Here is a 24,273-nt window from a genome sequence, read left to right as displayed (position 1 = left end):
AATATCAAACTGACATCCATGAATTGATCCAAAAAAGACCCCCACCAACCAGAAAAACTGGTCGACAGAGAAAAAAATTGGCATTTGACAAGTGCACGCTGTTGAGTTCTCAAAGATCGGACGCACCCGCATTCCGGCTTCACAGCCATCACCGCAGGGCAACTTCACTATCTTATCCCGCCCGACCCGTCTGTCAAACCGACACGCCGTGATCTTCAGATCATCTGGCTCGTCGGTGACCGCGGTCTCCGAGGCAGGAACCCCATCCTCGACCCGCATGCGGGACGCTCGAACGAGCGTGTAAGGAGGGGGGTGGTTCTCCACTTGAGGGGGGTAAGGCTCTCGGCCTCTCCGCTTCCCTGTGGGGCGAACAGGTAATACTTTACGTGCGTCCCGGTGTCTCGTCGAATCGACGTCGCGCCCCGGGCGTGTCGCACGCCCGCACCCGCGTAATCACGCGGGAATCGTCACTCCCGCGGTGCGGCGGCGGAGTACCTGCACCACCACGCACAGCGCGATGGTGATCGCGCCCCACACCGCGCATGCCGGCGGAAGCACGCGATAGCCCAGGTGAGCGACCGTGAACTCCGCGTCGAGCGGGCCGAAGACGGCGAGTCCCCACACCCACGCCCCCAGCAGCATCACCGGCAGCGACGCCCACCACACCCGGCGGACCCACGAGGGCATCACACCCGCAGGGGGTGCCTCGGGGTGACGGCGCACCAGCCACATCAGCATCCAGATCCCGAGGATCGCGAGTCCGATCGCGCTCGAGCCGTGCTGCAGCCATTTGAATCCCGGAAGCGGTCCCCACTCGGACTGCAGTGCCGGGATCGCCGTCGTGCCCCACCGACCCTCGTGGGTGAACAGATCCCACACGATGTGGCTCACGACGCCGATCGTGAGCGAGAGGACGAGCAGCAGCATCCCGCTCCACGACACCCGCGCGGGTGATCCCGAGATCGCGAGCGTCTCGCGGAGGGCTGGGCCGGCGCCGGCATCCCACTCCCCCGGCAGCCGCGCCGCCAGCCACCGCGGCGAGAGCTCGCGAACTGCCGGCCGCAGCAGCAGACGCCAGACCAGGAGCAGCCCGAATGCCAGCACGATCGTCGCCGGCAGCCACCCGAACGCATGCGTGACGCCGTAGTGCAGCGGCAATCCGCGGACGAACAGCGGCAGATCCGGCGCCATCGCGCCGATCGCGATCGCCGCCGGCACCAGTGGGGTGCGCACGAACGGCAGCGCGACCACGGCGTGGCTCGGAGTGAACGGCATCCGTCAGCCGTCCATCCGCAGAGCCACGCCGCTCGTCACCGAGCGTCAGCCCACGAACACGCCCGCGAGCGTCTTCTTGCCGCGCCGCAGCACCGAGACTCCGCCGGGCAGAGCGCCGGACACGGTCGCCGACTCGTCCTCGACCTTGGAGCCGTCGAGCGAGACACCGCCCTGGGCGATCGCCCGCCGGCCCTCCGACAGGCTCGAGACGAGGCCGGTGTCGACCAGCGCCTGCACCACGTTCGTCCCCGAGGCGACGGTGGCGTTGGGCAGCTCTTCCAGCGCGTGACGCAGAGTGATCGCGTCGAGCGAGGCGAGGTCACCCTGGCCGAACAAGGCCTCGGAGGCGGCGATGACGGCGGCCGCGGCATCCGTCCCGTGCACGAAAGCCGTGACCTCGAGAGCCAGGCGCTTCTGCGCGGCGCGGCGGAACGGCTCGTCGGCGACGAGGCGCTCGTAGTCCTCGATCTCAGCGCGCGTCAGGAACGTGAAGATCTTGAGCCGCTGGATCACATCGGCGTCGTCGGTGTTCAGCCAGAACTGGTACATGCGGTACGGGCTGCACATCGCGGCGTCGAGCCAGATCGCGTTGCCCTCGCTCTTGCCGAACTTGGTTCCGTCGCTGTTGGTGATCAGCGGAGTGCCGATCGCGTGCACCGACACGCCCTCGACGCGGTGGATGAGGTCCGTGCCGCTGGTGAGATTGCCCCACTGGTCGCTGCCGCCCGTCTGCAGCACGCAGCCGTACTGGCGGTAGAGCTCGAGGAAGTCCATCCCCTGCAGGATCTGGTAGCTGAACTCGGTGTAGCTGATGCCGGCCTCGGAGTTCAGGCGCGCCGCGACGGCGTCCTTCTTGAGCATCGTGCCGACGCGGTAGTGCTTGCCGATCTCGCGCAGGAAGTCGATCGCGCTCATCGGCGCGGTCCAGTCCAGGTTGTTGACGATGCGTGCGGCGTTGTCGCCCTCGAAGCTCAGGAACCGCTCCACCTGCGAGCGCAGGTAGCCGACCCACTCGGCCACCGTCTCGCGCGTGTTGAGCGTGCGCTCGGCGGAGGGACGCGGATCGCCCACGAGTCCGGTCGAGCCGCCGACGAGTCCGAGCGGCTTGTGGCCCGCGAGCTGCAGGCGGCGCATCGTCAGAAGCTGCACGAGGTTTCCGAGGTGCAGACTCGGCGCGGTCGGGTCGAAGCCGCAGTAATACGTGATCGGGTCCCCGGCGAGAAGGGCGCGCAGCGCTTCCTGATCGGTGGACACATGCACGAGCCCACGCCACACGATCTCATCCCACACGTTCTCGAACGTCGGGTCGATCGCGGGCGCAGTCGCGCTCACGACGGTTTCAGACACGCCCGCCAGGCTATCAGCGACAGATGCCTCGCCCCGCCCGCGCACGGTCGGCTCGGCGGTGCGCCCACTTGACGGAAGGCGGCCTGCGGGCGTTCAAGCCTCTGGGCTAAATTTCGAACATATTTAGCCTACAGGCTTGTATAACTGAAGCCCTCAACCTAAACTTGGCCGCACTTAAGCTCTCACGCATAAGGAATGCCATGTTCGTGATCACCAGCGACCAGCGCGACAGCCGGAGCAGCGCCGACCTCGTACCTGAGGCTCTGGCATCCGTCCACGCGAAGGGGCACCAGGGCCTCGCGCTGGCTCCGGAGCGCACCGCGGGCGACGAGGTCCAGGTCGCGGTGGCCGACCCCGCAGCGCTGCTCGAGATCGTGCTCGACCTGACCCGCTCAGGTACCTGGAGCGTCGGGGTCGGCGCCGGGGAGGTCGAATCGCCGCTTCCCGACAGCGTCCGGGCCGCACGCGGCGAGGCCTTCGTGAACGCGCGCGATGCGGTCGATCGCGCGAAGAAGGCCGCCACCCGCGTCGCGATCACCGCGCCGGAGGGCGGGGCCGACGCCGAGGCGCTCGTGCGACTGCTGGTCGAGCTGCGCGATCGACGCACCGCCGAGGGGTGGGAGATCTACGACCTGCTCGCCGAGGGGATCACGCAGCGCGAAGCCGCCGCGCGCCTCGGCATCTCAGAGGGCGCGGTCAGCCTGCGCGTGAAGTCGGCGGGGCTTCGGACGGAGGAGGCAGCGGTGCCCGCGCTCGTCCGCGTGCTCGCGCGGCTGAGTCCGGGGCGCGTGCCAGACTGACCCCATGGTCTCCCCGGACGTGATCCTCGTCGCCGCGCTCACGATCTTCCTGTTCCTCGCGCTCTGCGGCGCACTCGTGCTGGTGGTGATCAGCCTCCGCAAGCCCTCGACCATCCCGCTGGTGGTCGCGGGCGTGCTCGTCGTCCTGTGCCTGCTCGCGGTGACGGTGTCCCCCGTCAACGTGCCGCTGCTCCTCGGGCTCGGCATCGCCATGCTCGGCACCGCCCTCGGAGTACTGGGCGGCAACCCGATCACGCGGCGCATCCTCGAGATCGCGAGCCACGGGCGCGTCGAGGAGGGCGACAACGGAGGCATCCTCCTGCGCGCGCCGTCGCTGCCGGGAGCCGTCGCCGGCGAGGGCGCCGTCCGCGAGGTGATGCGCGGCGGCACGACGATCGGCTATCTCGAGCGCCTCGCAGTGACGCTCGGGATCATCGCCGGATTCCCCGAAGCCATCGCCGTGGTCGTGGCGCTCAAGGGCATCGGCCGGTTCTCGGAGCTCGCGACCGCCGAGGCGCGCGAGCGCTTCATCATCGGCACGCTCTCGAGCCTGGTGTGGGCGTGCGTCGTCGCGGCCTTGGTGCGCCTCGCGATCTGGTGATCACGATGGGCTCGCGCCGCTGAGGCTCAGAGCCCGAGGGCGTGTGCCGCGTCCTGGACGCGCTGGACCAGCTCGGCCCGCTGCTCGGCGACCCGGACGGGCGCCGTGCCGCCGACGCCGGTGCGGCTCGCGACCGAGCCCTCCACGCTCAGCACCTCGCGGACCTCGGGCGTGAGGTGCTCGGAGACGCCGGCGAGCTGCGCGTCGGAGACCTCATGCAGCTCCAGGCTGTTCTCCTCGCACACGCGGACCAGGTGCCCCGAAATCTCGTGGGCGTCGCGGAACGGGACGCCTCGCTTCACGAGCCACTCGGCGACGTCGGTCGCGAGCGAGAACCCCTGCGGAGCGAGCGCCGCCATGCGGTCGGTGTGGAAGCGCATGGTCGCGACCATGCCGGCGAATGCGGGCAGCACCGTCTCGAGGGTGCGGACGGAGTCGAACACCGGCTCCTTGTCCTCCTGAAGGTCGCGGTTGTACGCGAGCGGGAGGGCCTTGAGCGTCGCGAGCAGTCCGCTGAGGTTGCCGATGAGGCGGCCCGCCTTGCCGCGCGCGAGCTCGGCGATATCGGGGTTCTTCTTCTGCGGCATGATGCTCGAGCCGGTCGAGTAGCCGTCGTCGAGGGTCACGAAGCCGAACTCGCGCGTGTTCCAGAGGATGATCTCCTCGGCGAAGCGCGAGACGTCGATCCCGATCATGGCCGTGATGAACGCGAACTCGGCGACCACGTCGCGCGAGGACGTGCCGTCGAGCGAGTTCTCCGCCGGACGGTCGAGCCCGAGCTCGCGCGCGACGAGCTGCGGGTCGAGGCCGAGCGTCGAGCCGGCGAGCGCTCCGCCGCCGTACGGCGACACCGCCGCGCGGGCCGACCAGTCGCGCAGGCGCTCCAGGTCGCGCACGAGCGGCCAGGCGTGGGCCTGCAGGTGGTGCGCGAGCAGCACGGGCTGCGCGTGCTGAAGATGCGTGCGCCCCGGCATGATCGCGTCGGGGTGGGCGTCGGCCTGCGCCACGAGCGCGTCGACGAGGCGGAGGATCTCGCGCGCGATCGTGCGCGAGTGGTCGAGCAGGTACATGCGAACGAGCGTCGCGATCTGGTCGTTGCGGCTGCGGCCGGCGCGCAGCTTGCCGCCGAGCTCGGCGCCGACGACGCCGATCAGCGCCTGCTCGAGAGCGCCGTGGACGTCTTCATCGGATGCCGCGGGCCGAAGCGTCCCGGCGGTCACGCCTCGGGCGAGCTCATCGAGGCCCTCGTGCATGGACTGCTCTTCGTCGGCCGTGAGATACCCGGCCGCAGCGAGCGCATTCGCGTGGGCGTGGGAGCCGGCGATGTCGTACAGCGCGAGATCCCAGTCGAAGTGGGTCGATCGGCTCAGCTCGGCGAGCGCCGGGGACGGCCCCGACGCGAAGCGGGCCCCCCACAGTGCGCCTTCGTTGGTCCCGCCGTCGCCCTTCGATTCACTCACCCGACCAGCCTACCGACGCGCCGCCCGCCCGACCGCCGCCATGTCATCGTCTCCGATCGGCGGGAACGGCGAAGCGCGCGGCCGAATCGAGCAGTGTCTCGAGCGGGCCGCGGCCGACGAGGAGCGCCCATGCGGTGCACAGGACGACGGTGCCGATGGTGAGCGGCCAGAAGGGCAGGAGCGCGCGGAAGCCGATGAGGTCGCCGACCCGGTCGAGCACCGCGGCGGCGACGGCGCCCCACACCAGGAGCTGCAGCGTGTACGCGGTCAGCGGCATCGCTCCTACGGCCCGCAGCGGCAGCACGACCCACACCAGGAACGTGCGGCACGCGAGCAGGCACACCCCGAGGACGGCGAGCGCGAAGCCGCCGGAGCCGATCACCTCGAGCAGACCGGTGGAGTGCGGGCGGACAGTCCAGAGCGCTCCGAGATACGTCGCCGCTTCGGCCTCGGGGTCTGCGCCGGTCGCAGAACCGAGACCATAGCCGAGCGCGGCGAGCAGCGTTCCGGCGACGACGAGCCGCACCTGCACCCGCAGCCGGGTCACGCCGGCGCGCGCGACGCCGAGGCCCGCCACGACGAACACGATCCAGGTCGTGAACGGGTAGTGCCACCCGAGTCCGAGCGACACCGGGCCCCCGATCGCGGTGCTCCAGAACGGGAGCGCGTCGAGGACGATCTGCACGAACGGCATGACCAGCGCCAGCCCCGCGGCGAGCGGCAGCAGCACACGCGCCGGCAGGGACGTCAGCGGCAGCGCCAGCAGGAACATCAGCGCATAGGCCGGAAGGATCACGAACACGGGCACGCCGGTGGCGATGAGCAGGATGCCGAGCACCCAGAGCAGTCCCGCCCGCACGGCGAGCCGCCCGCGCGCCGTGGTCATCGCATCGCCCATGAGCGGCGCCCGCGCTCCGGTGACCAGGCCGATCGACACCCCGGCGAGCGTCGCGAACAGGATCGACGACCGGCCCGAGACGACGGCGATCCAGGTATCGGGCTCGAGCACGTCGAACGGCTCGGTGATCCAGAGCAGGTGCGCGGCGAACATGCCGAGCACCGCGAGACCGCGCGCGAGATCGACCCCGCCGATGCGAGCGGGACCGTTCAGGCGCTCCCAGCGCGTGGCGAGCCAGCCGTCTGCGCGCGGCGCGGAGCGCTCGGTGTCGCTCAGCTCGCGCCCGCTCACCGACCGGGCGCTCTCAGTCCTGGCGGAGGAGCCAGACGAGCAGGGCCTTCTGTGCGTGGAGCCGGTTCTCGGCCTCGTCCCACACGACGCTCTGCGGACCGTCGATCACCTCGGCGTCGACCTCGTAGCCGCGGTCGGCGGGCAGGCAGTGGATGAAGATCGCGTCGTCCTTCGCGAGCCCCATGAGCTCCTGGGTCACCTTGTACCCGCCGAGGTCGCGGAGGCGCTCGAGCTTCTCCTCCTCCTTGCCCATCGACACCCACGTGTCGGTGACGATGACGTCGGCACCGGCCGCCGCCTCGTTGGCGTCGGTGTAGAGGGTGACCGAGCCGCCGGTCTCGGCCGCGCGGCGGTCGGCGTCGGCGATCACGTCGTCGCGCGGGGCGTACGCCTCGGGTGACGCAACCCGCACATGCATGCCCGCGGTCACGCCGGCGAGCACGTACGAGTGGGCCATGTTCGACTTGCCGTCGCCGAAGAACGAGAGGGTGAGCCCGGCCAGGTCGCCCTTGTGCTCCTTGATGGTGAGCAGGTCGGCGAGCAGCTGGCACGGGTGGAAGTCGTCGCTCAGCGCGTTGACGACGGGCACACGGGTGCCCTCGGCCATCTGCTCGAGGCCGGCCTGCGCGTACGTGCGCCACACGATGGCCGCCACCTGGCGTTCGAGCACGCGGGCCGTGTCGGCCGGGGTCTCCTTGCCGCCGAGCTGGCTGTTCGCGGTCGAGATGATGAGCGGCGAGCCGCCGAGGTCGGCGATGCCGACCGCGAACGAGACGCGCGTGCGGGTCGACGACTTGTCGAAGATGACCGCGACGGTCTGCGGACCCTCGAGGGGCTTGAGCTTCCAGCGGTCCTTCTTGAGCGAGACCGCGAGGTCGAGGATCTCGTCCTGCTCGGCCTGCGTCAGATCGTCGTCGCGCAGCAGGTGGCGGGTCATGCGGGAACCTCCGTCGAAGCATCGAGCACCAGCGCGTCCTCGACGGTACGCAGCGATGCGGTGAAGAGCTCGACGAACTCGTCGATCTCGACGTCGCCGATCGTGAGGGCGGGGACGAGGCGGATGGTCTCGTCGTTCGGGGCGTTGATCACGAGACCGTGCTCCTGCGCCGCCGCGACGAGCGCCTTCGAGACAGGATGCTTCAACCCGATGCCGATGAGAAGGCCCGAGCCGCGGCATCCGTCGATCAGATCCGAGTCGATGCCCTCGATCGCCGCGCGCAGCTGTGCACCGCGCTCGGCGGCGTTGCGGACGAGCTCCGCCCGCTCGATCTCGCCGAGCACGGCCCCCGCGACCGCGGTGCCGAGCGCGTTGCCGCCGAACGTCGAGCCGTGCGTGCCCGGGTAGAACAGCTCGCTCGCAGCGCCGAAGGTGATGAGCGCGCCGATCGGGAAGCCGCCGCCGATGCCCTTGGCGACGGTGATCGCGTCGGGCGTGATGCCCTCGTGCTGGAAGGCGAACCACTCCCCCGTGCGACCGGCGCCGGTCTGGATCTCATCGATGATCAGGAGCGCCCCGTGGCGCTCGGTGATCTCGCGCGCGGCGGCGAGGTAGCCCTCGGGCAGCGGGATCACGCCGGCCTCGCCCTTGACGGGCTCGACGAACAGGGCGGCCACGCGGTCGTCGATCGCCGCCTCGAGCGCCTCGATCGTCGAGTCGATGAACTCGACGCCCGGCGTCATCGGCAAGAAGGGCTCCTGCATGTAGGGCTTGCCGGTGAGGGCGAGCGTGCCCATCGTGCGGCCGTGGAACGCGTCCGTGAGCGCGAGGATGCGCGGGCGCTCGGTGCCGCCGTGGAGGCGGGCGAGCTTGAACGCCGCCTCGTTCGCCTCGGCGCCGGAGTTGCCGAAGTACACGCGGCCCTCGTCGCCGGTGCCCGCGAGACGCTTCAGCGTGGCCGCGAGTTCGAGCTGCGGCGGGGTCGCGAAGTAGTTCGAGACGTGCGCCAGCGTCGCGGCCTGCGTGGCGATCGCGTCGACGAACACCGGGTGGGCGTGGCCGAGCGAGTCGACCGCGATCCCCGCGAGGAAGTCGAGGTAGCGCTTGCCGTCGGCGTCCCACAAGTACGAGCCCTCGCCCCGCACGAACATCTGCATGCGAGCACCGAAGCTCTTCACGAGGTCGCGCCCCGCATCGTCCTGCCACGTCATCCGAGCACCACCTCTGTTCCGATTCCCTTGCTGGTGAAGATCTCCACGAGTACCGAGTGCGGCACCCGCCCGTCGATGATGGCCGCGGTCTCGACGCCGCCCTCGACGGCCTCCAGGCACGCCGCCATCTTCGGGATCATGCCCGACTCGAGCGTCGGCAGCATCGCCTTCAGCTCCGTCGAGGTCAGGTGCGACACGAGCGAGTCGCGGTTGGGCCAGTCGGCGTAGAGCCCCGCGACGTCGGTGAGCACCACGAGCTTCGCCGCACCGAGTGCGACGGCGAGAGCGGATGCTGCAGCATCCGCGTTCACGTTGAGCGAGTGTCCCGGGTGGTCGAGGTCGGGGGCGATGCTCGAGACGACGGGGATGCGCCCCGCCTCGATCTGATCGAGCACCGGCTGCGGATCGACCTCGACGACGTCGCCGACGCGACCCAGGTCGTGCTCGACGCCCTCGATGACGACGCCGCGGCGACGGCCGCCGAAGAGGCCCGCGTCCTCGCCGCTGAGGCCGGTAGCGACCGGGCCGTGGGCGTTGATCTTCGACACGAGCTGCGGGTTGATCTGACCGGTGAGCACCATGCGCACGACCGAGATCGCCTCGGTCGAGGTGACGCGGTAGCCGCCCTTGAACTCGCTCGGGATCGCGAGGCGGTCGAGCATCGACGAGATCTGCGGGCCGCCGCCGTGCACCACGACGGGCTTGACCCCGACGTAGCGGAGGTAGGCGATGTCGGCGGCGAAGGCGTCCTGCAGCTCCTCGCTCACCATCGCGTTGCCGCCGTACTTCACGACGACGATCTGGTCGCGGAAGCGCTTGAGCCACGGCAGCGACTCGATGAGGGTCACCGCCCGGGCGCTGGCTTCACCGGGATCGGTCTCTTGCAGGTCGGTCATGAGGAGTACGCGCTGTTCTCGTGGACGTAGTCGTGGGTCAGGTCGTTCGTGAGGATCGTCGCCGTCGCCGCGCCGACCTTCAGGTCGATCACGAGGTGCGTCGCGCGCGGCGTCAGGTCGACCGCCTCGCGCGGCGCATCGGGACCGCCGGCGCTGCACACGCGCACGCCGTTCATCCACACGTCGACGTCGTACGGGTCGAACGCGGCCTCGGTCGTGCCGATCGCGGCGAGCACACGACCCCAGTTCGGGTCGTTGCCGAAGATCGCCGCCTTGAACAGGTTGTTGCGTGCGACCGACCGGCCGACCTCGACCGCGTCCTCCTCGGACGCCGCGTTGATGACCTCGATCGTGATGTCGTGGCTCGCGCCCTCGGCGTCGCCCTGCAGCTGCTGCGCGAGGTCCTGGCAGACCTCGGCGAGCGCCGCGGCGAACGCGTCGGGATCGGGGGTGACGCCCGAGGCTCCGCTGACCATGAGGGTGACCTGGTCGTTGGTCGACATGCAGCCGTCCGAATCGAGCCGGTCGAAGGTGCGGCCGGTGGCGGCGCGCAACGCCGCGTCGGCCTGTGCCGAGTCCAGCCTGGCGTCGGTCGTGATCACCACGAGCATCGTGGCGAGGCCGGGTGCCAGCATCCCGGCGCCCTTCGCCATGCCGCCGATGGACCAGCCGTCGCCGGTCGCGACCGCGCGCTTCGGCTTCGAATCCGTCGTCATGATCGCGAGGGATGCCGCCTCCCCGCCGTCGGCGGAGAGCTCGGCGATGCCCTGCTCGGTGCCGGCGAGCACCTTCGCGCGGAACACCTCGTCGCCGGTGCCGATGAGCCCCGTGGAGCACACGAGGATGTCGCCGGCGCTCACGTCGAGCAGCGCGGCGGCCTTCTCGGCCGTCTGGTGCGTCGTCTGGAAGCCGAAGGACCCCGTGAAGCAGTTCGCCCCGCCGGAGTTGAGGACGATCGCCTCGACCACGCCGTCGCGGATGACCTCCTGCGACCACATGATCGGGTTCGCCTTCGCCCGGTTGCTCGTGAACACAGCGGCGCCGACCTTCAACGGGCCTCGGTTGACGACGACCGCCACATCGGGCTTGCCGGTCGACTTGAGGCCGACGGCGACGCCTGCCGCCTCGAATCCCTGGGGCGCGGTGACGCTCACGGCGCGACTCCGTTCACGGTGAGCGCGGTGCCCTCGGCGAGCCCCAGCGCGATGTTCATGGACTGCACGGCGGCTCCGGCCGTGCCCTTGACGAGGTTGTCGACCGCCGTGACGACCGTCACGCGGTTCGCGGCACGGTCGATGGCGAGGCCCATCAGCGCGGTGTTGGCACCCAGGACGTCGGCCGTGCGGGGGAAGTGGCCCGCCGGCAGCAGCTGCACGAACGTCTCGTCGCCGTATGCGGACTCCCACGCGGCGCGGATCTCGTCGTCCGTCGCGCCCGGCGCGATCGGCGCCGTCGACGTCGCGAGGATCCCCCGCGACATCGGCACCAGGACCGGGGTGAACGAGATGCGGATGCCTTCGTCGGCGGTGGTGCCGGGGGCGGCGGCTTCGGTCGCTGAGCCCGTCGAGGCGCGCGCCGCGGCGAGCGCCTGGCGGATCTCGGGGATGTGCCGGTGCGACCCGCCCACCGCGTAGGGGTTCGCGGACCCCAGGATCTCGGCGGCCAGCAGGTTCGTCTTGAGGCTCTTCCCGGCACCCGAAGGACCGACGGCGAGCACCGTCACGATGTCGGACGGATCGATGACACCCGCTGCCACGCCGGGTGCGAGGCTCAGGCTCACGGTGGAGGCGTTGCAGCCCGGTGCCGCGATACGGGACGCTCCGACCAGCCGCTCGCGCTGCTTCGAACCCGCCACCGGAAGCTCGGGGACGCCGTAGACCCAGGGGTCGTGGAAGTCGCCGCCGTAGAAGCGATCCCAGTCGGCGACCGACTCGAGCCGGTGATCGGCGCCGGCGTCGATGACCAGCGGCGTGTCGCCGAGGGCGTCGGTGTACTGCCCGGACTGGCCGTGCGGCAGCGCCAGGAAGACGATGTCGTGACCGGCGAGCACCTCGGGCGAGGTCTCGGCGAGGGTCAGGTGCGCGAGGGAGCGCAGGTGGGGCTGGTGCTGGATGAGCGGCTGTCCCGCGTTGGAGTGCGCGGTCACGGTGCGGATCTCGACGTCGGGATGCGCGGCGAGGATCCGCAGGATCTCGCCGCCCGCATAGCCGGATGCGCCGGAGACGGCGACCGAATATGTCATGGATTCCACCTTAGAGTCTGGGCGCTTCGACGAAGCTCAGCAGAGGGCCGGAGACGGCGACGCCCACTCGCGACGGTCCATGACAGGACGGCGTGCGGGGTCGCCTAGAGTCGGCGCTCGCCCAGACGGCGTCGGCGCGCGGGAGCGGCGCTCGGAACGAGCGTCGAGAGTCCCTGGTTCGCCGAAGGCATGCGCCGACGATAGCCGCCGGGTCGCAGCATCCGCAAATCAGGTCCGTCACCTCTTGACGCAAAGTACTTTGTGCTTCAAAGTACTTTGCATGAGCACAGACGACACGGATGCCCGCGCCGACGCGGCGCACATGTTCGATCTCATGGAGTCCCAGCGCCGCGCCACCCACCGTCGGCTGCTGCGCGGATACACGGTGCTGCTGATCGTGTGGGCGGCGGCGTGGGCGATCGGCTTCACCGCACTGTGGTTCGGCGACGGCGTCGGCGGCGCCGACGTGCTGCCTGCACCCGTCGCCTGGACGGTGTTCGGCGTGTGCATCCTGGGCGCCGTCGTGTGGTCGATCGTGACGGGTATCCGGAGCGGGTCATCGGGCATCCGTGGCCGATCGCAGCTGCAGGGCATGCTCTACGGCTGGTCGTGGACGATCTCGATGGTGGGCACATGGCTGCTGCTCATGGGCGTGCAGCGCGCGGGACTGTCTCCCGAGGCGTCCTCGCTGCTGTATCCCGGCGCGTTCGTCCTGATGGTGGGCGTTCTCTACCTGGCGGGCGGCGCGCTCTGGCGCTCCCCCGTGCAGTACGTGCTCGGCATCGTCATGATCGTCGTCGTCGCGATCGCGACGTTCGTCGGCGCGCCCTATCACTACCTCGTCTACGCCATCGCCGGCCCCCTCGCGATGATCGTCGTCGCCGTGCTGATGGCGCGCGGGGTCCTTCCGCTCGAGCCCCGGCGGGAGACGGCCCATGAATGAACTCGATCCCGTCATCCATGCCCCCGCTCGCCTGCGCATCATGACCACGCTCACCGAGGCGCTCGAGGAGGGGGATGAGATGACCTTCCCCCTGCTCCAGAAGCTCCTCGACATGACACCGGGCAACCTCACCACGCACCTCGCGAAGCTCGAGGCCGCGGGCTACGTCGAGAGCACCAAGACGTTCTCCGGCCGCAAGCCCGCGACCCTCGTGGCCATCACCCCGAGCGGGCGCGCCGCCTTTCGCGCGTACCGCACCCAGCTGCTCGAACTCCTCGGAGGATCACGATGAACACCGTCGTCAGCACTCCGCCCCTCGCCCGCACGGGCGACCCCACCGCCGGTGATGCCCTCGTGCGCGCCGACGCCGTCGTCAAGCGCTTCGGCGACGTCACGGCCCTGGCCGGGATCTCGCTCGACATCCGCGCCGGAGAGTGCGTGGGCCTGCTCGGGCCGAACGGCGCCGGCAAGACGACCCTGCTGACCCTCATCGAGGGGCTCCGCGTGCCGACCTCCGGCTCCGTGACGCTGTTCGGCGGCGATCCCCGCGACGCCGCATCGCGGGTTCGGCTGGGCACGACGCCGCAGGCGACCGCGCTGCCCGAGGCGTTGAAGGTGCGCGAGGTGCTCGAGTTCGTCGCGGCGCACTATCCGTCGCCCGCCGACCGCGCCGGCATCGTCGAGGAGTTCGGGCTGGGCGACCTGCTGCACAAGCAGTGCGGCGCGCTCTCGGGTGGCCAGCAACGGCGCGTGGCCGTCGCCCTCGCGTTCGTCGGCGATCCCGACCTCGTGCTCCTGGACGAGCCGACCACCGGCCTCGACGTCGACGCCCGCCGGAGCCTCTGGAACGCGGTGCGCTCGCGCCACGCGGCCGGCTGCGCGGTCGTCGTCACCAGCCATCACCTCGAAGAGATCGAGCAGCTCGCCCAGCGCGTGGTCGTGATCGACGAGGGCGTGGTCCGTGCCGACGACTCTCTCGCCGCCATCGTGTCGGGTGTGGCCCGCCAGCGCGTGACCCTCGCGGGACTCGACGCCGCCGAGGTCCAGGCGCTCGCCCCCGAAGCGGTGGTGACCCACGACGCCGATGCCGCCACCGTGACCGCCGTCCTCGCCGACTCCGATGCGTTCGTACGCCGGCTCGCAGCATCCGATCTCCCCTTCTCGAGGCTCACCGTGCGCGGTGCGACCCTCGAGGAGGCCTTCCTCTCGATCACGAAGGGAGCCGCGTGATGTCCACGCTGAGCCTCGCCGCCGTCCACACCAAGTTCAATCTGCTGGAGACCGTCCGCATCCCCATCGCGGTGATCGGCTCTCTCGCGTTCCCGACGCTCGCGTTCTGCCTGTTCGTCCTGCCGCAGCGCATGGTCGTCGACAACCCCGAGTTCGCGACAGCCGCCGTCGCGTCGATGATCGTGTTCGCGTTCATGTCAGCGGGGTTGTTCTCGATAGGGATCGATCTCGCTGAACAGCGCGCCAAGCCGTGGGCGCCGTACCTGCGCACGCTTCCGGGCGCGCCGGCTGCGCGCATCATCGGGCTCATGACCGCGACGCTCATCGTCGCGGCGGTGGCGATGATCCCGCTGCTCGTGATCGGCGGGCTGTTCACGGCTGCGAGCCCGGAGCCGCTCGATCTGCTCGCGGCGATCGGCCTCGTCATCGTCACCGCGGTGCCCTCGGCGCTCATCGGCGTCATCATCGGCACGACGTGCGGGCCGAAGGCCGCGATCGCCGTCACGCAGGTGGCGATGTTCCTGCTGGCGTTCGGCGGCGGCCTGTTCCTTCCGCCGGTGATGTTCCCCGAGTGGCTGAACGTCGTCTCGATGACCCTGCCGGTGCGGCAGGCGCGCGAGATCGTCGTCGGCACGGCGCTGGGCACGGGGGCTCCGCTGTGGGCGGTGGTCGGGATCCTCGCGTGGACGCTGGTGCTGGGCGCCTTGGCGGTGTGGCTGTACCGCCGCGACGAGGGGCGCCGCTACCGCTGAAGCTGGCCGAGCAGCGCCACTTCGTCCGGCCGGGTCAGCCCGGCCCGACGATCGCGGTCCAGGCCGCGGGCGCGCTCGTCGGCGAGGGTGCGGTCCAGCGTCTCGCTCACGGGACGGAGGTGGCCGCCGAGCAGGCGGTAGGCGGCGTTCGAACGGGTCCAGAACCCCGGCATGTCGGCCGGCAGCCAGAGCGGCAGCGAACGCGTACCCATCCAGTACGCGACGTCATGCGCCGCGAGCCACTCGTCGTCGGCCGCGGCGAGCGCGCCGGTGTGTCCGGCGACGTCACGCGCGTCCGCGAAGAGCCGGTCGAGTGCCACCGGATCGCCGACGGCGTTGACGACGCCCGTCCATCGCTCGCGGCCGACGGCCTGCACGAACCCCGCGAGGTCGTCGACGTCGATCACCTGGACGCCTCGATCGGCGGTCTCGGGCACCAGCACGTCGTCCGATCCGGCGAGGGCGAAGCGGCTCACCCAGTATCCGAACCGGTCGGTCGGGTCACCGGGTCCCACGATGAGCCCCGGACGCACGATCGCCGCGCGGAACCCGAGGACGGAGCGGACGGATGCCTCGGCCCGCACCTTCGCGCGACCGTAGTCCTCGTCCTCGTCGGGGCCGGCAGGCGTCAGCAGCTCGGCGGTCTCGTCCGCGCCCGGCACGTCATCGGCGGCGTACACCGACACGGTCGAGATGTAGGTCCAGTGCCGCGTGCGCTCCCCCAGCGCCGCGACGGCGGCGGCGACGTGCACCGGGTTCGACGACACGTCGACGACCTCGTCCCACTCGCGCCGGGCGACCTCGTCGTACGCGTCCGGGTCGTTGCGGTCGGCGACGACGAGCGTCGTCCCGTACGGCGCGTCGCGTCCGCCTCGGGCGAGGCACGTCACGGCGGCTCCGGCATCCGCCCACCGCTCGGCGATGCGCCCGCTCAGCCAGCCCGTCCCGCCCAGCACCAGTACGTCGGTCATGGCTCCACCCAACCAGACGCGCCGGGTCGAGGCATCCCTTCTCCGCCGACGGAAGAGCGGTTCAGCCTGAAGCGTCGGCGAGCACCGCGAACGCGACGCCTGTGACGTCGCGCCCACGCCGCCACGATCGCAGCGCCAGCTCCTGCGGCGCCTCGAGCTCGGCGAACAGCCGGATGCCGCCTCCCAGCAGGACCGGCACGACGTGCAGCAGGATCTCGTCGACGAGGCCGTCGCGGAGGAACTGCTGCGCGACGTCGGGGCTGCCCATGATCACCACGTCGCGGTCACCGGCGGCGCGCTGCGCCTGGGCGAGGGCCGTGGCCGGGCCCTCGGAGACGAAGGTGAAGACCGTGCCGTTCTTCGCCTCCGGCGAACGCCGCTCATGGGTGAGCACGAAGACCGGACTCGAGAACACGTCGTCATCGCCCCACGGCTCCTGGCCGGCGTTCCAGGTGCGCCGCCCGAAGATGATCGCGCCCGCTCGCCGGAAGCGGTCGATCAGCTCGACGGCCGACGGATCGGCGTCGGCGCCGTCCGCGTCGTCCAGCCAGCGGTGCAGCCGGGACAGATCGTCGCCCGGCCCCGTTGCGAATCCGTCGACCGAGACCGTGACGTACAGCACCGTCGAACCCATCAGCGGCTCCTTTCGCGATCGGAAGCTCCGACACGAGGAGCGTACGGCGGCAGCGGACCAGTGGTATGGTCCGGTTTCGTGGCACAGAAATGGACCACTTCGGATCTGGTGCTCGCCCTCGCCATCCGGCCCGGCGCGCGTCTCGGGGTGCGGATGCAGGCCGCGCTGCGCGACGCGGTTCGCGGTGGCGTGCTCCGGCCCCGCGACATCCTCCCGCCGACGCGCGAGCTGGCGGTCGAGCTGGGCGTCGCCCGGGGAACGGTGGTCCACGTCTACGAGCAGCTCGCCGCCGAGGGATACCTCGTCGCGCAGCCGGGCGGCCGCACCCGCGTCGCCTCCGGAGCGACGCCGTCCGCCGGCTCGGCCGCGACGGCCCGCGCCGCCGCGTCCCCGCGTCTGGATCTTCGGCCGGGAGTCCCCGACCTGCGTCGCTTCCCCGCCGGCGACTGGGCGTGGGCGTACGCCGAGGCGGCGCGGAGCATCGGAGCCGCGGACGTCGACTACGGCGACGGGCGCGGTCACCCCCGGGCACGCGCGGCCGTGGCGGATCACCTGCGCAGGGTGCGCGCGGCCGACACCGATCCCGACCGCGTCGTGCTCTGCCTGGGCTTCGCTCAGGCGCTCACCCTGCTCCTGCCGGCACTCGCCGAACGCGGAGTCCGCGTCCTCGCGGTGGAAGACCCCGGCGACCGTGCGATCGACGTCGTGGCGCAGGCGGCGGGGGTCGCCCTGGCGCCCATCCCCGTCGATGCCCACGGCCTCCGGGTCGAGCTCCTCGACCAGGCGCAGGCTCAGGCCGTGCTCGTCACGCCCGCGCACCAGTCGCCGACGGGCGTCGTGCTGTCGGCGTCACGCCGCCGGGAGCTCATCGCGTGGGCGGCGCGGACCGGCGGATGGATCATCGAGGACGACTACGACTCGGAGTTCCGGTACGACCGGCAGCCGATCGGCGCGCTGCAGGGTCTCGCACCCGGGCGCGTCGTCCTCGTCGGGTCGGCCAGTAAGAGCCACGCCCCCGCGGTCCGCACGGCCTGGATCGCCGCGCCGAGCGCGCTCATCGACGTTCTCGCCGCACGCCGACGCGTCGCGGATCGGGGCGGTCCGGTGCTCGGCGAGCTCGCGTTCGCAGCCCTGCTCGACTCAGGACGCCACGACAAGCACGTGAGGGCGATGCGCGCCGTGTACGCGGCCCGGCGCGATACCGTCCTCGACGCGCTCGCCCGCCTGGGCCGGGACGTCGCGCTCACCGGGGTGTCCGCCGGATTCCACGGCGTGCTCGAACTGCCGGTCGGTGCGGACGAGTCTGCGGTGGTGGCAGCGGCCGCGGCGCGTGGGGTGCGCGTGGTGGGACTCGGATCGTTCGCGCGCGACCGCGGTGATCTGCCGCCGTCGCTCGTGATCGGCTTCGGCGACATCGACGACGAGGGCGTGCGCGACGCGCTCCCCCGCCTTCGCGACGCCATCGACCAGGCGATGGTACGGCGCTAGGTTCGACTGCCGGGTGCGCCGGGGCGCGGGTCCGGCCCCCGACGGAGCGTCAGACGCGGCTGCGGAGGAAGGCCGTCACACGCTCCCAGGCGTCGGCCGCGTCGGCCGGGTTGTACCGGCGGCCGGTGTCGTTGAAGAACGCGTGCGCCGAGTCGGGATACACGACGGCCGCGAACTCGACACCGGCCTCCGCCATCGACTCGGTCACGGCAGGAAGCGCGTCGATGAGCGCGGGGTCGTGCTGCCCGTAGATCGCCAGCACCGGCGCGGAGATGTCGGCGATGCGGTCGGCCGACGGCGCCGTGCCGTAGAAGGGCGCGACGGCGCGCACGCGGTCGTCGTGCGCGGCGAGCAGGAACGCGTACGTCCCGCCGAAGCAGAAGCCGGTCGCGGCGATCCGATCATCGACCCCGGGCTGCTCGGCGAGCCAGTCGACCACGGCGCGGAGCGCGGCGACCGCCCAACCGGCGTACTCGGGCGCGCGCATGCCCGACAACGCCTCGCGCATCCGCGGCTGCGCCGCGGTGCGGGCCTCCTCGTCGTCGCTGTTCACCAGCGCGAAGAGCTCCTCGCCGAGTGCGGGGGCCACGCCGCCATGGGTCAGGATGTCCGGCGCGGCGACCAGCCACCCTTCGGCGGCGAACCGGTCGGCCACGTCGGTGATGTGGCCGACCAGGCCCCAGATCTCGTGGATGAGCACGAGCCCGCCGATCGGGTCGCCCGCGGGGTGGGCGACGTAGACGTCGATGACCTCGCCGTCGACGAGCGGCACCGTGATCATCTCGGGCATCTGGGCACCTCCGATACGGATGCTACTCGCGCAGCGTCGCCCCGAACCGCTCGGTCGCGACGGCCACCCCCGCGAGCTTGGCCTCGGTCGCCTCGGCGGCCGTGAGCGTGCGGTCGGGGGCGCGGAATCGGAGCGCGAAGGTGAGGCTCTTCTCGCCCTCGGGCACGCCCTGCCCGCGATAGTCGTCGACCAGGCGCACCGACTCGAGAAGATCGCCGGCGCCCGAGACGAGCGCTCCGCGCACCTCGGCGGCGGGGACGTCGGCGCCGAGCACCAGCGACACGTCCTGCGTCGCGGCCGGGAAGCCCGACAGCGAGGCCGCGACGACCTTGTCCCCCGCGAGCGAGAGAACCAGGTCGAGATCGAGCTCCGCGACGATGACGCGACCCGGAAGATCGGATGCCTCGGCCACGGCCGGCAGCAGCTCGCCGACGTAGCCGACCTCGGTGCCGTCGACGGAGAGCACACCGGTGCGGCCCGGGTGCAGCGCGGCGCGCTGCCCCTGAGCGACATCGATCGCGACGCCCGCGGCGGCCGCGATCGTGCGGACGGCATCGAGCGCGTCGGCGAGGTCCGCGGTCACCGGCGCGATGCCGGGCTGCTTCGCGACGAGGCTGCCCGTGAGCAGCACGGCGAGGTGCCGGTGCTGCGGCGGGATCGAGGCGTCGAGCTCGGCAAGGGTCGCGGCATCCGGTCGCACTGCCAACGGCGGCACGAACGTCGTTCCGTACTGCACGCCGGCCTTCGGGAGGAAGACGACGCCGGTCTCGAAGAGCGACAGGTCGGTGAAGCCGCGCGACACGTTGCGGTGCGCGACCTGCAGGAGGCCGGGCACGAGCGAGCGGCGCAGGAACGGGGCCTGCCCGTCGAGCGGGTTCGCGAGCTTCACGCTCGGGAGGTGCTCCCCCGAGGCGGAGCCGTGGAGGTCGTTCTGGTCCTCGGTGGTGAACCCGAACGACGGCGTCTCGACGAAGCCCGCAGCGGCGAGCGCGTTCGCCACGCGACGGCGGCCCTGCTGCGCGGCGGTGAGACCGCGGCCCGACGGCGGCAACGGCAGCACCGACGGGATGCGGTCATAGCCCTCGATGCGGGCGACCTCCTCGGCGAGCGTCCACTTGTCGGTGAGGTCGGGGCGCCACGACGGCGGGATGACCTGCCATCCTTCGCTGCCCTCGGCGCCGACGACCTCGCAGCCGATGAGCCGCAGTGCGGCCTCGATCTGGCCCGGCGTGTAGTCGACACCGATGAGTCGCTGCACGAACGTCGGCGGGAGCTCGATGCCGGGGATGAACACCTCGGCGAAGAGGGCCGCGCCGTACGCGTCGTCGCTGGTGCCGCCGGCGTACTCGACCATGAGGTCGGCCACGCGACGTGCGGCGACGAAGGGCACGAGCGGGTCGACGCCGCGCTCGAAGCGGCGGGATGCCTCGCTCGGCAGCTTGTGCCGACGGGCCGTGCGCGCGATCGACACGGTGTCGAACGTCGCGGCCTCGATGAGCACGTTGCGCGTCGCGTCGCCCATCTCGGTCGTGCCGCCGCCCATGACGCCGGCCAGGCCGATCGGGCCCGAATCGTCGGTGATGAGGAGGTCTTCGACATCGAGGGTGCGGACCTTGCCGTCGAGCGTCTCGAGCTTCTCGCCCGGAGTCGCCCGGCGCACGGTGATGCCGCCCTGCAGCTTGTCGAGGTCGTAGCCGTGGATCGGCTGGCCGAGCTCGAGCATCACGTAGTTGGTGATGTCGATGAGGATGCCGAGCGAGCGGATGCCCGCGAGCGACAGGCGCGAGATCATCCACGCAGGGGTCGGCTTCGTGGGATCGACGTCGCGCACGACACGGGCCACGAACTCTGTCACGCCCGCGCGGCCGCGGATGGGGGCGAGGTCGTCGGCGCTCACGGGGAAGCCCGCGCCCGGCGCGATGTCTTCCCACGTGCGGTCCGCCGGGTCGCGGAACGCGGCGCCGGTCGAGTGCGAGTACTCGCGCGCGACACCACGGATCGAAAGCGCATAGCCGCGGTCGGGCGTCACGTTGATCTCGACAGCGACGTCGTCGAGGCCGAGCAGCGAGATCGCGTCGGTGCCGACCGGCGCGTCGATGCCGAGTTCGACGAGCCGGAGGATGCCGTTGTGCTCGTCGCCGAGCCCCAGCTCACGGGCGGAGGCGATCATGCCGTCCGACACATGGCCGTAGGTCTTGCGCGCGGCGATCGGGAACGGCCCGGGCAGCACGGCGCCGGGCAGGGTCACCACGACCTTGTCCCCGACGAAGAAGTTGCGCGCACCACACACGACGCCGTGCACGGCGTCGCCGCCGTCCGCCGCGGTCTCGCCGTCGGGCGCGACGCGAACCTGGACCCACCGGATCGTCTTGCCGTTGGACTGCGGCTCCTCGACGAACTCGAGGACCTCGCCCACGACGATCGGACCCTGCAGGTCGAAGCGGTGGATGTCCTCCTCTTCGAACCCGACGCGCACGAGCGCCGCGAGGACGTCCTCCGGCGCAGCATCCGTCGGGACGTCGACGTACTCACGAAGCCATGAGAGCGGGACGCGCATCAGACCACCATTCCGAACTGCTCGCTGAAGCGGACATCGCCCTCGGCCATGTCGCGCATGTCCTGGACGTCGCTGCGGAACATGAGCGTGCGCTCGATGCCCATGCCGAACGCGAAGCCCGAGTACTCCTCCGGGTCGATCCCCGCCGCGCGCAGCACGTTGGGGTTGATCATGCCGCAGCCGCCCCACTCGATCCATCGGGCGCCGCCCTTGAAGGTCGGGTGCCACAGATCGAGCTCGGCCGACGGCTCGGTGAACGGGAAGAAGTTCGCGCGGAAGCGCGTCCTCGCCTCGGCGCCGAACAGCACCTTGGCGGCGTGGTCGAGCGTGCCCTTGAGGTGCGCCATCGTGATGCCCTTGTCGACGACGATGCCCTCGAACTGGGTGAAGACGGGCAGGTGCGTCGCGTCGAACTCGTCGGTGCGGTACACGCGCCCGGGGCACAGCACGTACAGCGGCAGGTCGCGCTCGAGCATCGAGCGCACCTGGACCGGGCTCGTGTGCGTACGCATGACGAGGTGACGCTCCACCGGGTCGACGAAGAACGTGTCCTGCATCTGGCGGGCGGGGTGGTCGACGTCGAAGTTCAGCGCGTCGAAGTTGAACCACTCGTGCTCGAGCTCGGGCCCCTCTGCGATCTCCCACCCCATGCCGACGAAGATGTCGGCGATCTGCTCCTGCAGCAGGGAGATCGGATGCCGCGCCCCCACGCGCGCGCGAGCCGCGAGCGCGGTGATGTCGACGCGCTCCGCCTCGAGCTTCGCGGCGGTCTCGGCCGCGGCGAGCTCCTCCTCGCGGGCGGCGAACGCCTGGTTCACCCGGCCGCGGGCCTGACCGACCAGCTTGCCGAACTCGGCCTTCTTGTCGTTCGGCACGTCGCGCAGCCGCGCGTTGAGCTTCGCCAGCGGCGAGCCCTCCGCGGAGTGCGCGGAGCGCGCGGCCTTCAGCGCTGCGGTGGCGCCCGCGGCCGCGATGGCCTCGAGGGCGGCGTCGACGGCGGCGTTCACCGCCTCAGGCGTGATCTCGGTGGTTTCGGGAGCGTCGGACACGAGAGACGAGTCTACCGACGGCTCGGGGCAGGACCGGTCCGGGTTCAGGCGCCTCCGCCCGTGCGGTAGTCGGATCCGTCGTTGACGCGCTGCGCGACGATGAGCTCGGTGTCGGTGCCCGCCGGCGCATTGGCGGCGGCGACCTGCGGCACCCGCGGCGAGCGCCGCGTGCGCTTCTCGACGAGGTACGCCACATACGAGAGCGCCAGACACAGTGCCACGTAGATCGACCCGCCGATGATGGCGGACGGGATGAGCGGCGAGTTGTACAGCGCCTGCGAGCCCAGCAGCTTCACGAGGTACAGCAGCTCGTGGAAGGTGATGATGAAGCCGAGCGCGGTGTCCTTCAGCGTGACGACGAGCTGCGAGATGATGACCGGCAGCATCGCTCGGACCGCCTGCGGGAGCAGCACGAGGCGCATGACTCCCGACTTGCGCAGCCCGATCGCGTACCCGGCCTCGCTCTGCCCGCGGGGCAGCGACTCGACGCCGGCGCGGATCACCTCGGCGAGCACCGAGCCGTTGTAGGCGATCAGGGCGATGACGACGGCCCAGTACGGCGACATCTTGATGCCGACCACGGGCAGGCCGTAGTACAGCAGCATCATGAAGATCAGGACGGGAATGGCCCGGAGGATCTCGACGATCCACCCCACGGGGATCCTCAGCCACGCGTGGTCGGACATGCGTCCGAGCGCCAGGACGAAGCCGAGCGCGATGGCGCCGACGGCGGCGACGGCGAACGCCGACAGCGTGTTCCACGTCGCCTCGAGGAACAGCATCCAGATCGAGGAGTAGGTGAAGAGCTCCCACTTCTCGGGGCTGAACTGGCCGGTCTCGTAGAAGCGCCAGAGCACCCAGCCGATGAAGCCGAGCACGACCAGGATGGTCACCGCGCCGATGATGCGGTTGCGGACGACCGCGCGGGGACCGGGGACGTCGTAGAGGACGGAACTGCTCATCGTGCGATCCTCCACTTGCGCTCGAGGATGCGTTGGAGCCAGGCGAGCAGGAGCACCAGCACGACGAAGATCACCATCACCCACAGCAGCACGACCAGCTGGTTCTCGCCGCGCTCGCTGAGGTTCGAGCGCACCGTGCCGAGATTCACGACGGAGAAGCCGGCGGCGACCGTCGTGTTCTTGAGCAGGGCGATGAACACGCTCATCATCGGCGGGATGACCGATCGGGTCGCCTGCGGGAGCACGACCAGCGACATCACCTGGCCGAACGTGAGGCCGAGCGCACGGGCCGCCTCGGCCTGCCCGACCGGAACGGTGTTCACGCCCGAGCGGATCGTCTCGGCGACGTACGTCGCCGTGTAGATGCCGAGTGCGGCGGTCGCCAGCACGATCGGCGACACGCGCTGCTGCAGCATGATCGGCAGGCAGAACGCGAAGAAGAACATCACGAGGGTGAGCGGGGTGTTGCGGATCCAGTTGACGTACACCCCGCCGACGGCGCGTGCGATCGGCACCGGCGAGACGCGCATGGCGCCCACGATGAACCCGAGCACGAGCGCGATCAGCCCGCCGCCGAAGAACAGCACCAGTGTGCCGACGATCGCCTCGCTCCACAGGTCGCCGTTGTCTGTGATGACTCCCATCGCACCGCCTTTCCTCGTGCATCGCCGCGGCAACCGACCTGCCGTGGCGGCGCCGCGAGGGCGCCGCCACGGACCGGGTCAGCTGGCCGGGTCGACCTCCGGCTGCTCGCCCTCGACGCCCGAAGCGCCCGGGGTGGTGGCAGCGGCCGCGGCGCGGGGGGTGCGCGTGGTGGGACTCGGACCGTTCGCGCGCGACCGCGGTGATCTGCCGCCGTCGCTCGTGATCGGCTTCGGCGACATCGACGACGAGGGCGTGCGCGACGCGCTCCCCCGCCTTCGCGACGCCATCGACCAG

General features: G+C 71.0%; 24 protein-coding genes and 1 pseudogene. 8 read left to right on the top strand and 17 right to left on the bottom strand.

The genetic code is table 11. From position 1 onward, the window contains the following. The 3 genes from ACLBXX_RS19580 to tyrS all read right to left on the bottom strand — a co-directional run. On the bottom strand, window positions 1-279 hold a 279-nt coding region (locus tag ACLBXX_RS19580), incomplete at its 3' end, for a hypothetical protein (RefSeq protein WP_447659398.1). Between the two features lie 174 nt (window positions 280-453). Next, window positions 454-1,275 carry a DUF4184 family protein gene (locus tag ACLBXX_RS19575; RefSeq protein ID WP_447659397.1) on the bottom strand — a complete coding sequence of 274 codons (822 nt, stop codon included), beginning with the start codon at window positions 1,273-1,275 and terminating at the stop codon, window positions 454-456. Between the two features lie 45 nt (window positions 1,276-1,320). After that, window positions 1,321-2,622, bottom strand: coding sequence for a tyrosine--tRNA ligase (gene tyrS / locus ACLBXX_RS19570; RefSeq protein ID WP_387146960.1), 1,302 nt, complete (start codon window positions 2,620-2,622; stop codon window positions 1,321-1,323). Window positions 2,623-2,822: 200 nt separating this feature from the next. Here tyrS and ACLBXX_RS19565 point away from each other — a divergent pair, with 200 nt between their 5' ends. Next, on the top strand, window positions 2,823-3,422 hold the full coding sequence (locus ACLBXX_RS19565; protein WP_447659396.1) for a DNA-binding protein: 600 nt from the start codon (window positions 2,823-2,825) through the stop codon (window positions 3,420-3,422). A 4-nt stretch (window positions 3,423-3,426) separates the two neighbouring features. Then, a complete protein-coding gene (locus tag ACLBXX_RS19560; RefSeq protein ID WP_387146954.1) occupies window positions 3,427-4,023 on the top strand; it encodes a hypothetical protein in 597 nt (198 codons plus the stop codon). 26 nt (window positions 4,024-4,049) lie between these two features. On the opposite strand, the gene argH is transcribed toward ACLBXX_RS19560, so the two are convergent. From argH to argC, 7 genes are read right to left on the bottom strand one after another with little or no spacing between them, the layout of a single operon-like run. After that, a complete protein-coding gene (argH, locus tag ACLBXX_RS19555; RefSeq protein ID WP_447659395.1) occupies window positions 4,050-5,483 on the bottom strand; it encodes an argininosuccinate lyase in 1,434 nt (477 codons plus the stop codon). Between the two features lie 43 nt (window positions 5,484-5,526). Continuing rightward, the gene (locus ACLBXX_RS19550) at window positions 5,527-6,672 is read right to left on the bottom strand and encodes a heparan-alpha-glucosaminide N-acetyltransferase domain-containing protein (protein WP_447659394.1); all 1,146 of its coding nucleotides are present in this window, start codon (window positions 6,670-6,672) and stop codon (window positions 5,527-5,529) included. A 13-nt stretch (window positions 6,673-6,685) separates the two neighbouring features. Beyond that, window positions 6,686-7,609, bottom strand: a complete 924-nt coding sequence (argF, locus tag ACLBXX_RS19545) for an ornithine carbamoyltransferase (RefSeq protein WP_387146945.1) — start codon at window positions 7,607-7,609, stop codon at window positions 6,686-6,688. Next, complete coding sequence (locus ACLBXX_RS19540; RefSeq protein WP_447659393.1) at window positions 7,606-8,820, bottom strand: acetylornithine transaminase; 1,215 nt, start codon at window positions 8,818-8,820, stop codon at window positions 7,606-7,608. Before ACLBXX_RS19540 ends, argF begins: the two co-directional genes overlap by 4 nt. Next, a complete protein-coding gene (gene argB, locus ACLBXX_RS19535; RefSeq protein WP_310289958.1) occupies window positions 8,817-9,716 on the bottom strand; it encodes an acetylglutamate kinase in 900 nt (299 codons plus the stop codon). The genes ACLBXX_RS19540 and argB overlap by 4 nt, the downstream gene beginning before the upstream one ends. Next, the gene (argJ, locus tag ACLBXX_RS19530; protein ID WP_447659392.1) at window positions 9,713-10,870 is read right to left on the bottom strand and encodes a bifunctional glutamate N-acetyltransferase/amino-acid acetyltransferase ArgJ; all 1,158 of its coding nucleotides are present in this window, start codon (window positions 10,868-10,870) and stop codon (window positions 9,713-9,715) included. The genes argB and argJ overlap by 4 nt, the downstream gene beginning before the upstream one ends. Further along, the gene (argC, locus tag ACLBXX_RS19525; RefSeq protein WP_447659391.1) at window positions 10,867-11,958 is read right to left on the bottom strand and encodes an N-acetyl-gamma-glutamyl-phosphate reductase; all 1,092 of its coding nucleotides are present in this window, start codon (window positions 11,956-11,958) and stop codon (window positions 10,867-10,869) included. Before argC ends, argJ begins: the two co-directional genes overlap by 4 nt. Window positions 11,959-12,238: 280 nt before the next feature. Here argC and ACLBXX_RS19520 point away from each other — a divergent pair, with 280 nt between their 5' ends. The 4 genes from ACLBXX_RS19520 to ACLBXX_RS19505 are packed head-to-tail and all read left to right on the top strand — an operon-like array spanning window position 12,239 to window position 14,883. After that, window positions 12,239-12,901, top strand: coding sequence for a hypothetical protein (locus ACLBXX_RS19520; RefSeq protein ID WP_387146932.1), 663 nt, complete (start codon window positions 12,239-12,241; stop codon window positions 12,899-12,901). After that, window positions 12,894-13,193: a transcriptional regulator gene (locus ACLBXX_RS19515; RefSeq protein WP_447659390.1), complete on the top strand. Its 300-nt coding sequence runs from the start codon at window positions 12,894-12,896 to the stop codon at window positions 13,191-13,193. The genes ACLBXX_RS19520 and ACLBXX_RS19515 overlap by 8 nt, the downstream gene beginning before the upstream one ends. After that, window positions 13,190-14,131, top strand: a complete 942-nt coding sequence (locus ACLBXX_RS19510; RefSeq protein ID WP_447659389.1) for an ABC transporter ATP-binding protein — start codon at window positions 13,190-13,192, stop codon at window positions 14,129-14,131. Before ACLBXX_RS19515 ends, ACLBXX_RS19510 begins: the two co-directional genes overlap by 4 nt. Next, window positions 14,131-14,883 carry an ABC transporter permease gene (locus ACLBXX_RS19505; RefSeq protein WP_447659388.1) on the top strand — a complete coding sequence of 251 codons (753 nt, stop codon included), beginning with the start codon at window positions 14,131-14,133 and terminating at the stop codon, window positions 14,881-14,883. Before ACLBXX_RS19510 ends, ACLBXX_RS19505 begins: the two co-directional genes overlap by 1 nt. On the opposite strand, the gene ACLBXX_RS19500 is transcribed toward ACLBXX_RS19505, so the two are convergent. Together ACLBXX_RS19500 and ACLBXX_RS19495 are read right to left on the bottom strand one after the other, a co-directional pair. Beyond that, window positions 14,874-15,854, bottom strand: coding sequence for an NAD-dependent epimerase/dehydratase family protein (locus tag ACLBXX_RS19500; protein WP_447659387.1), 981 nt, complete (start codon window positions 15,852-15,854; stop codon window positions 14,874-14,876). The two genes, ACLBXX_RS19505 and ACLBXX_RS19500, sit on opposite strands and share 10 nt — an antisense overlap. Window positions 15,855-15,915: 61 nt before the next feature. Continuing rightward, entirely contained in the window at window positions 15,916-16,488 is a 573-nt protein-coding gene (locus ACLBXX_RS19495) for a dihydrofolate reductase family protein (RefSeq protein ID WP_447659386.1), read from the bottom strand. A gap of 78 nt (window positions 16,489-16,566) precedes the next feature. Between ACLBXX_RS19495 and pdxR the strand changes: the two genes are divergently transcribed. Next, window positions 16,567-17,976 (top strand): MocR-like pyridoxine biosynthesis transcription factor PdxR, encoded by a 1,410-nt coding sequence (gene pdxR / locus ACLBXX_RS19490; RefSeq protein ID WP_447659385.1) that lies wholly within the window; start codon window positions 16,567-16,569, stop codon window positions 17,974-17,976. A gap of 49 nt (window positions 17,977-18,025) precedes the next feature. Here the strand turns inward: pdxR and ACLBXX_RS19485 are convergent, their stop codons facing one another. From ACLBXX_RS19485 to ACLBXX_RS19465, 5 genes are read right to left on the bottom strand one after another with little or no spacing between them, the layout of a single operon-like run. Beyond that, the gene (locus ACLBXX_RS19485) at window positions 18,026-18,766 is read right to left on the bottom strand and encodes a dienelactone hydrolase family protein (protein WP_447659384.1); all 741 of its coding nucleotides are present in this window, start codon (window positions 18,764-18,766) and stop codon (window positions 18,026-18,028) included. A gap of 22 nt (window positions 18,767-18,788) precedes the next feature. Next, window positions 18,789-21,323, bottom strand: a complete 2,535-nt coding sequence (pheT, locus tag ACLBXX_RS19480; protein WP_447659383.1) for a phenylalanine--tRNA ligase subunit beta — start codon at window positions 21,321-21,323, stop codon at window positions 18,789-18,791. Further along, window positions 21,323-22,372, bottom strand: coding sequence for a phenylalanine--tRNA ligase subunit alpha (pheS, locus tag ACLBXX_RS19475; protein WP_447659382.1), 1,050 nt, complete (start codon window positions 22,370-22,372; stop codon window positions 21,323-21,325). Before pheS ends, pheT begins: the two co-directional genes overlap by 1 nt. A 44-nt stretch (window positions 22,373-22,416) precedes the next feature. Then, window positions 22,417-23,334 carry an amino acid ABC transporter permease gene (locus tag ACLBXX_RS19470; RefSeq protein WP_387146903.1) on the bottom strand — a complete coding sequence of 306 codons (918 nt, stop codon included), beginning with the start codon at window positions 23,332-23,334 and terminating at the stop codon, window positions 22,417-22,419. Next, on the bottom strand, window positions 23,331-23,978 hold the full coding sequence (locus tag ACLBXX_RS19465) for an amino acid ABC transporter permease (RefSeq protein WP_387146899.1): 648 nt from the start codon (window positions 23,976-23,978) through the stop codon (window positions 23,331-23,333). The genes ACLBXX_RS19470 and ACLBXX_RS19465 overlap by 4 nt, the downstream gene beginning before the upstream one ends. Window positions 23,979-24,021: 43 nt before the next feature. Here ACLBXX_RS19465 and ACLBXX_RS19460 point away from each other — a divergent pair. Beyond that, a pseudogene (locus ACLBXX_RS19460) lies at window positions 24,022-24,273 on the top strand (hypothetical protein); the annotation flags it as partial.

It is taken from the genome of Microbacterium sp. C23T (assembly GCF_053345975.1).
This window is presented reverse-complemented; position numbering and strand designations above follow the sequence as displayed.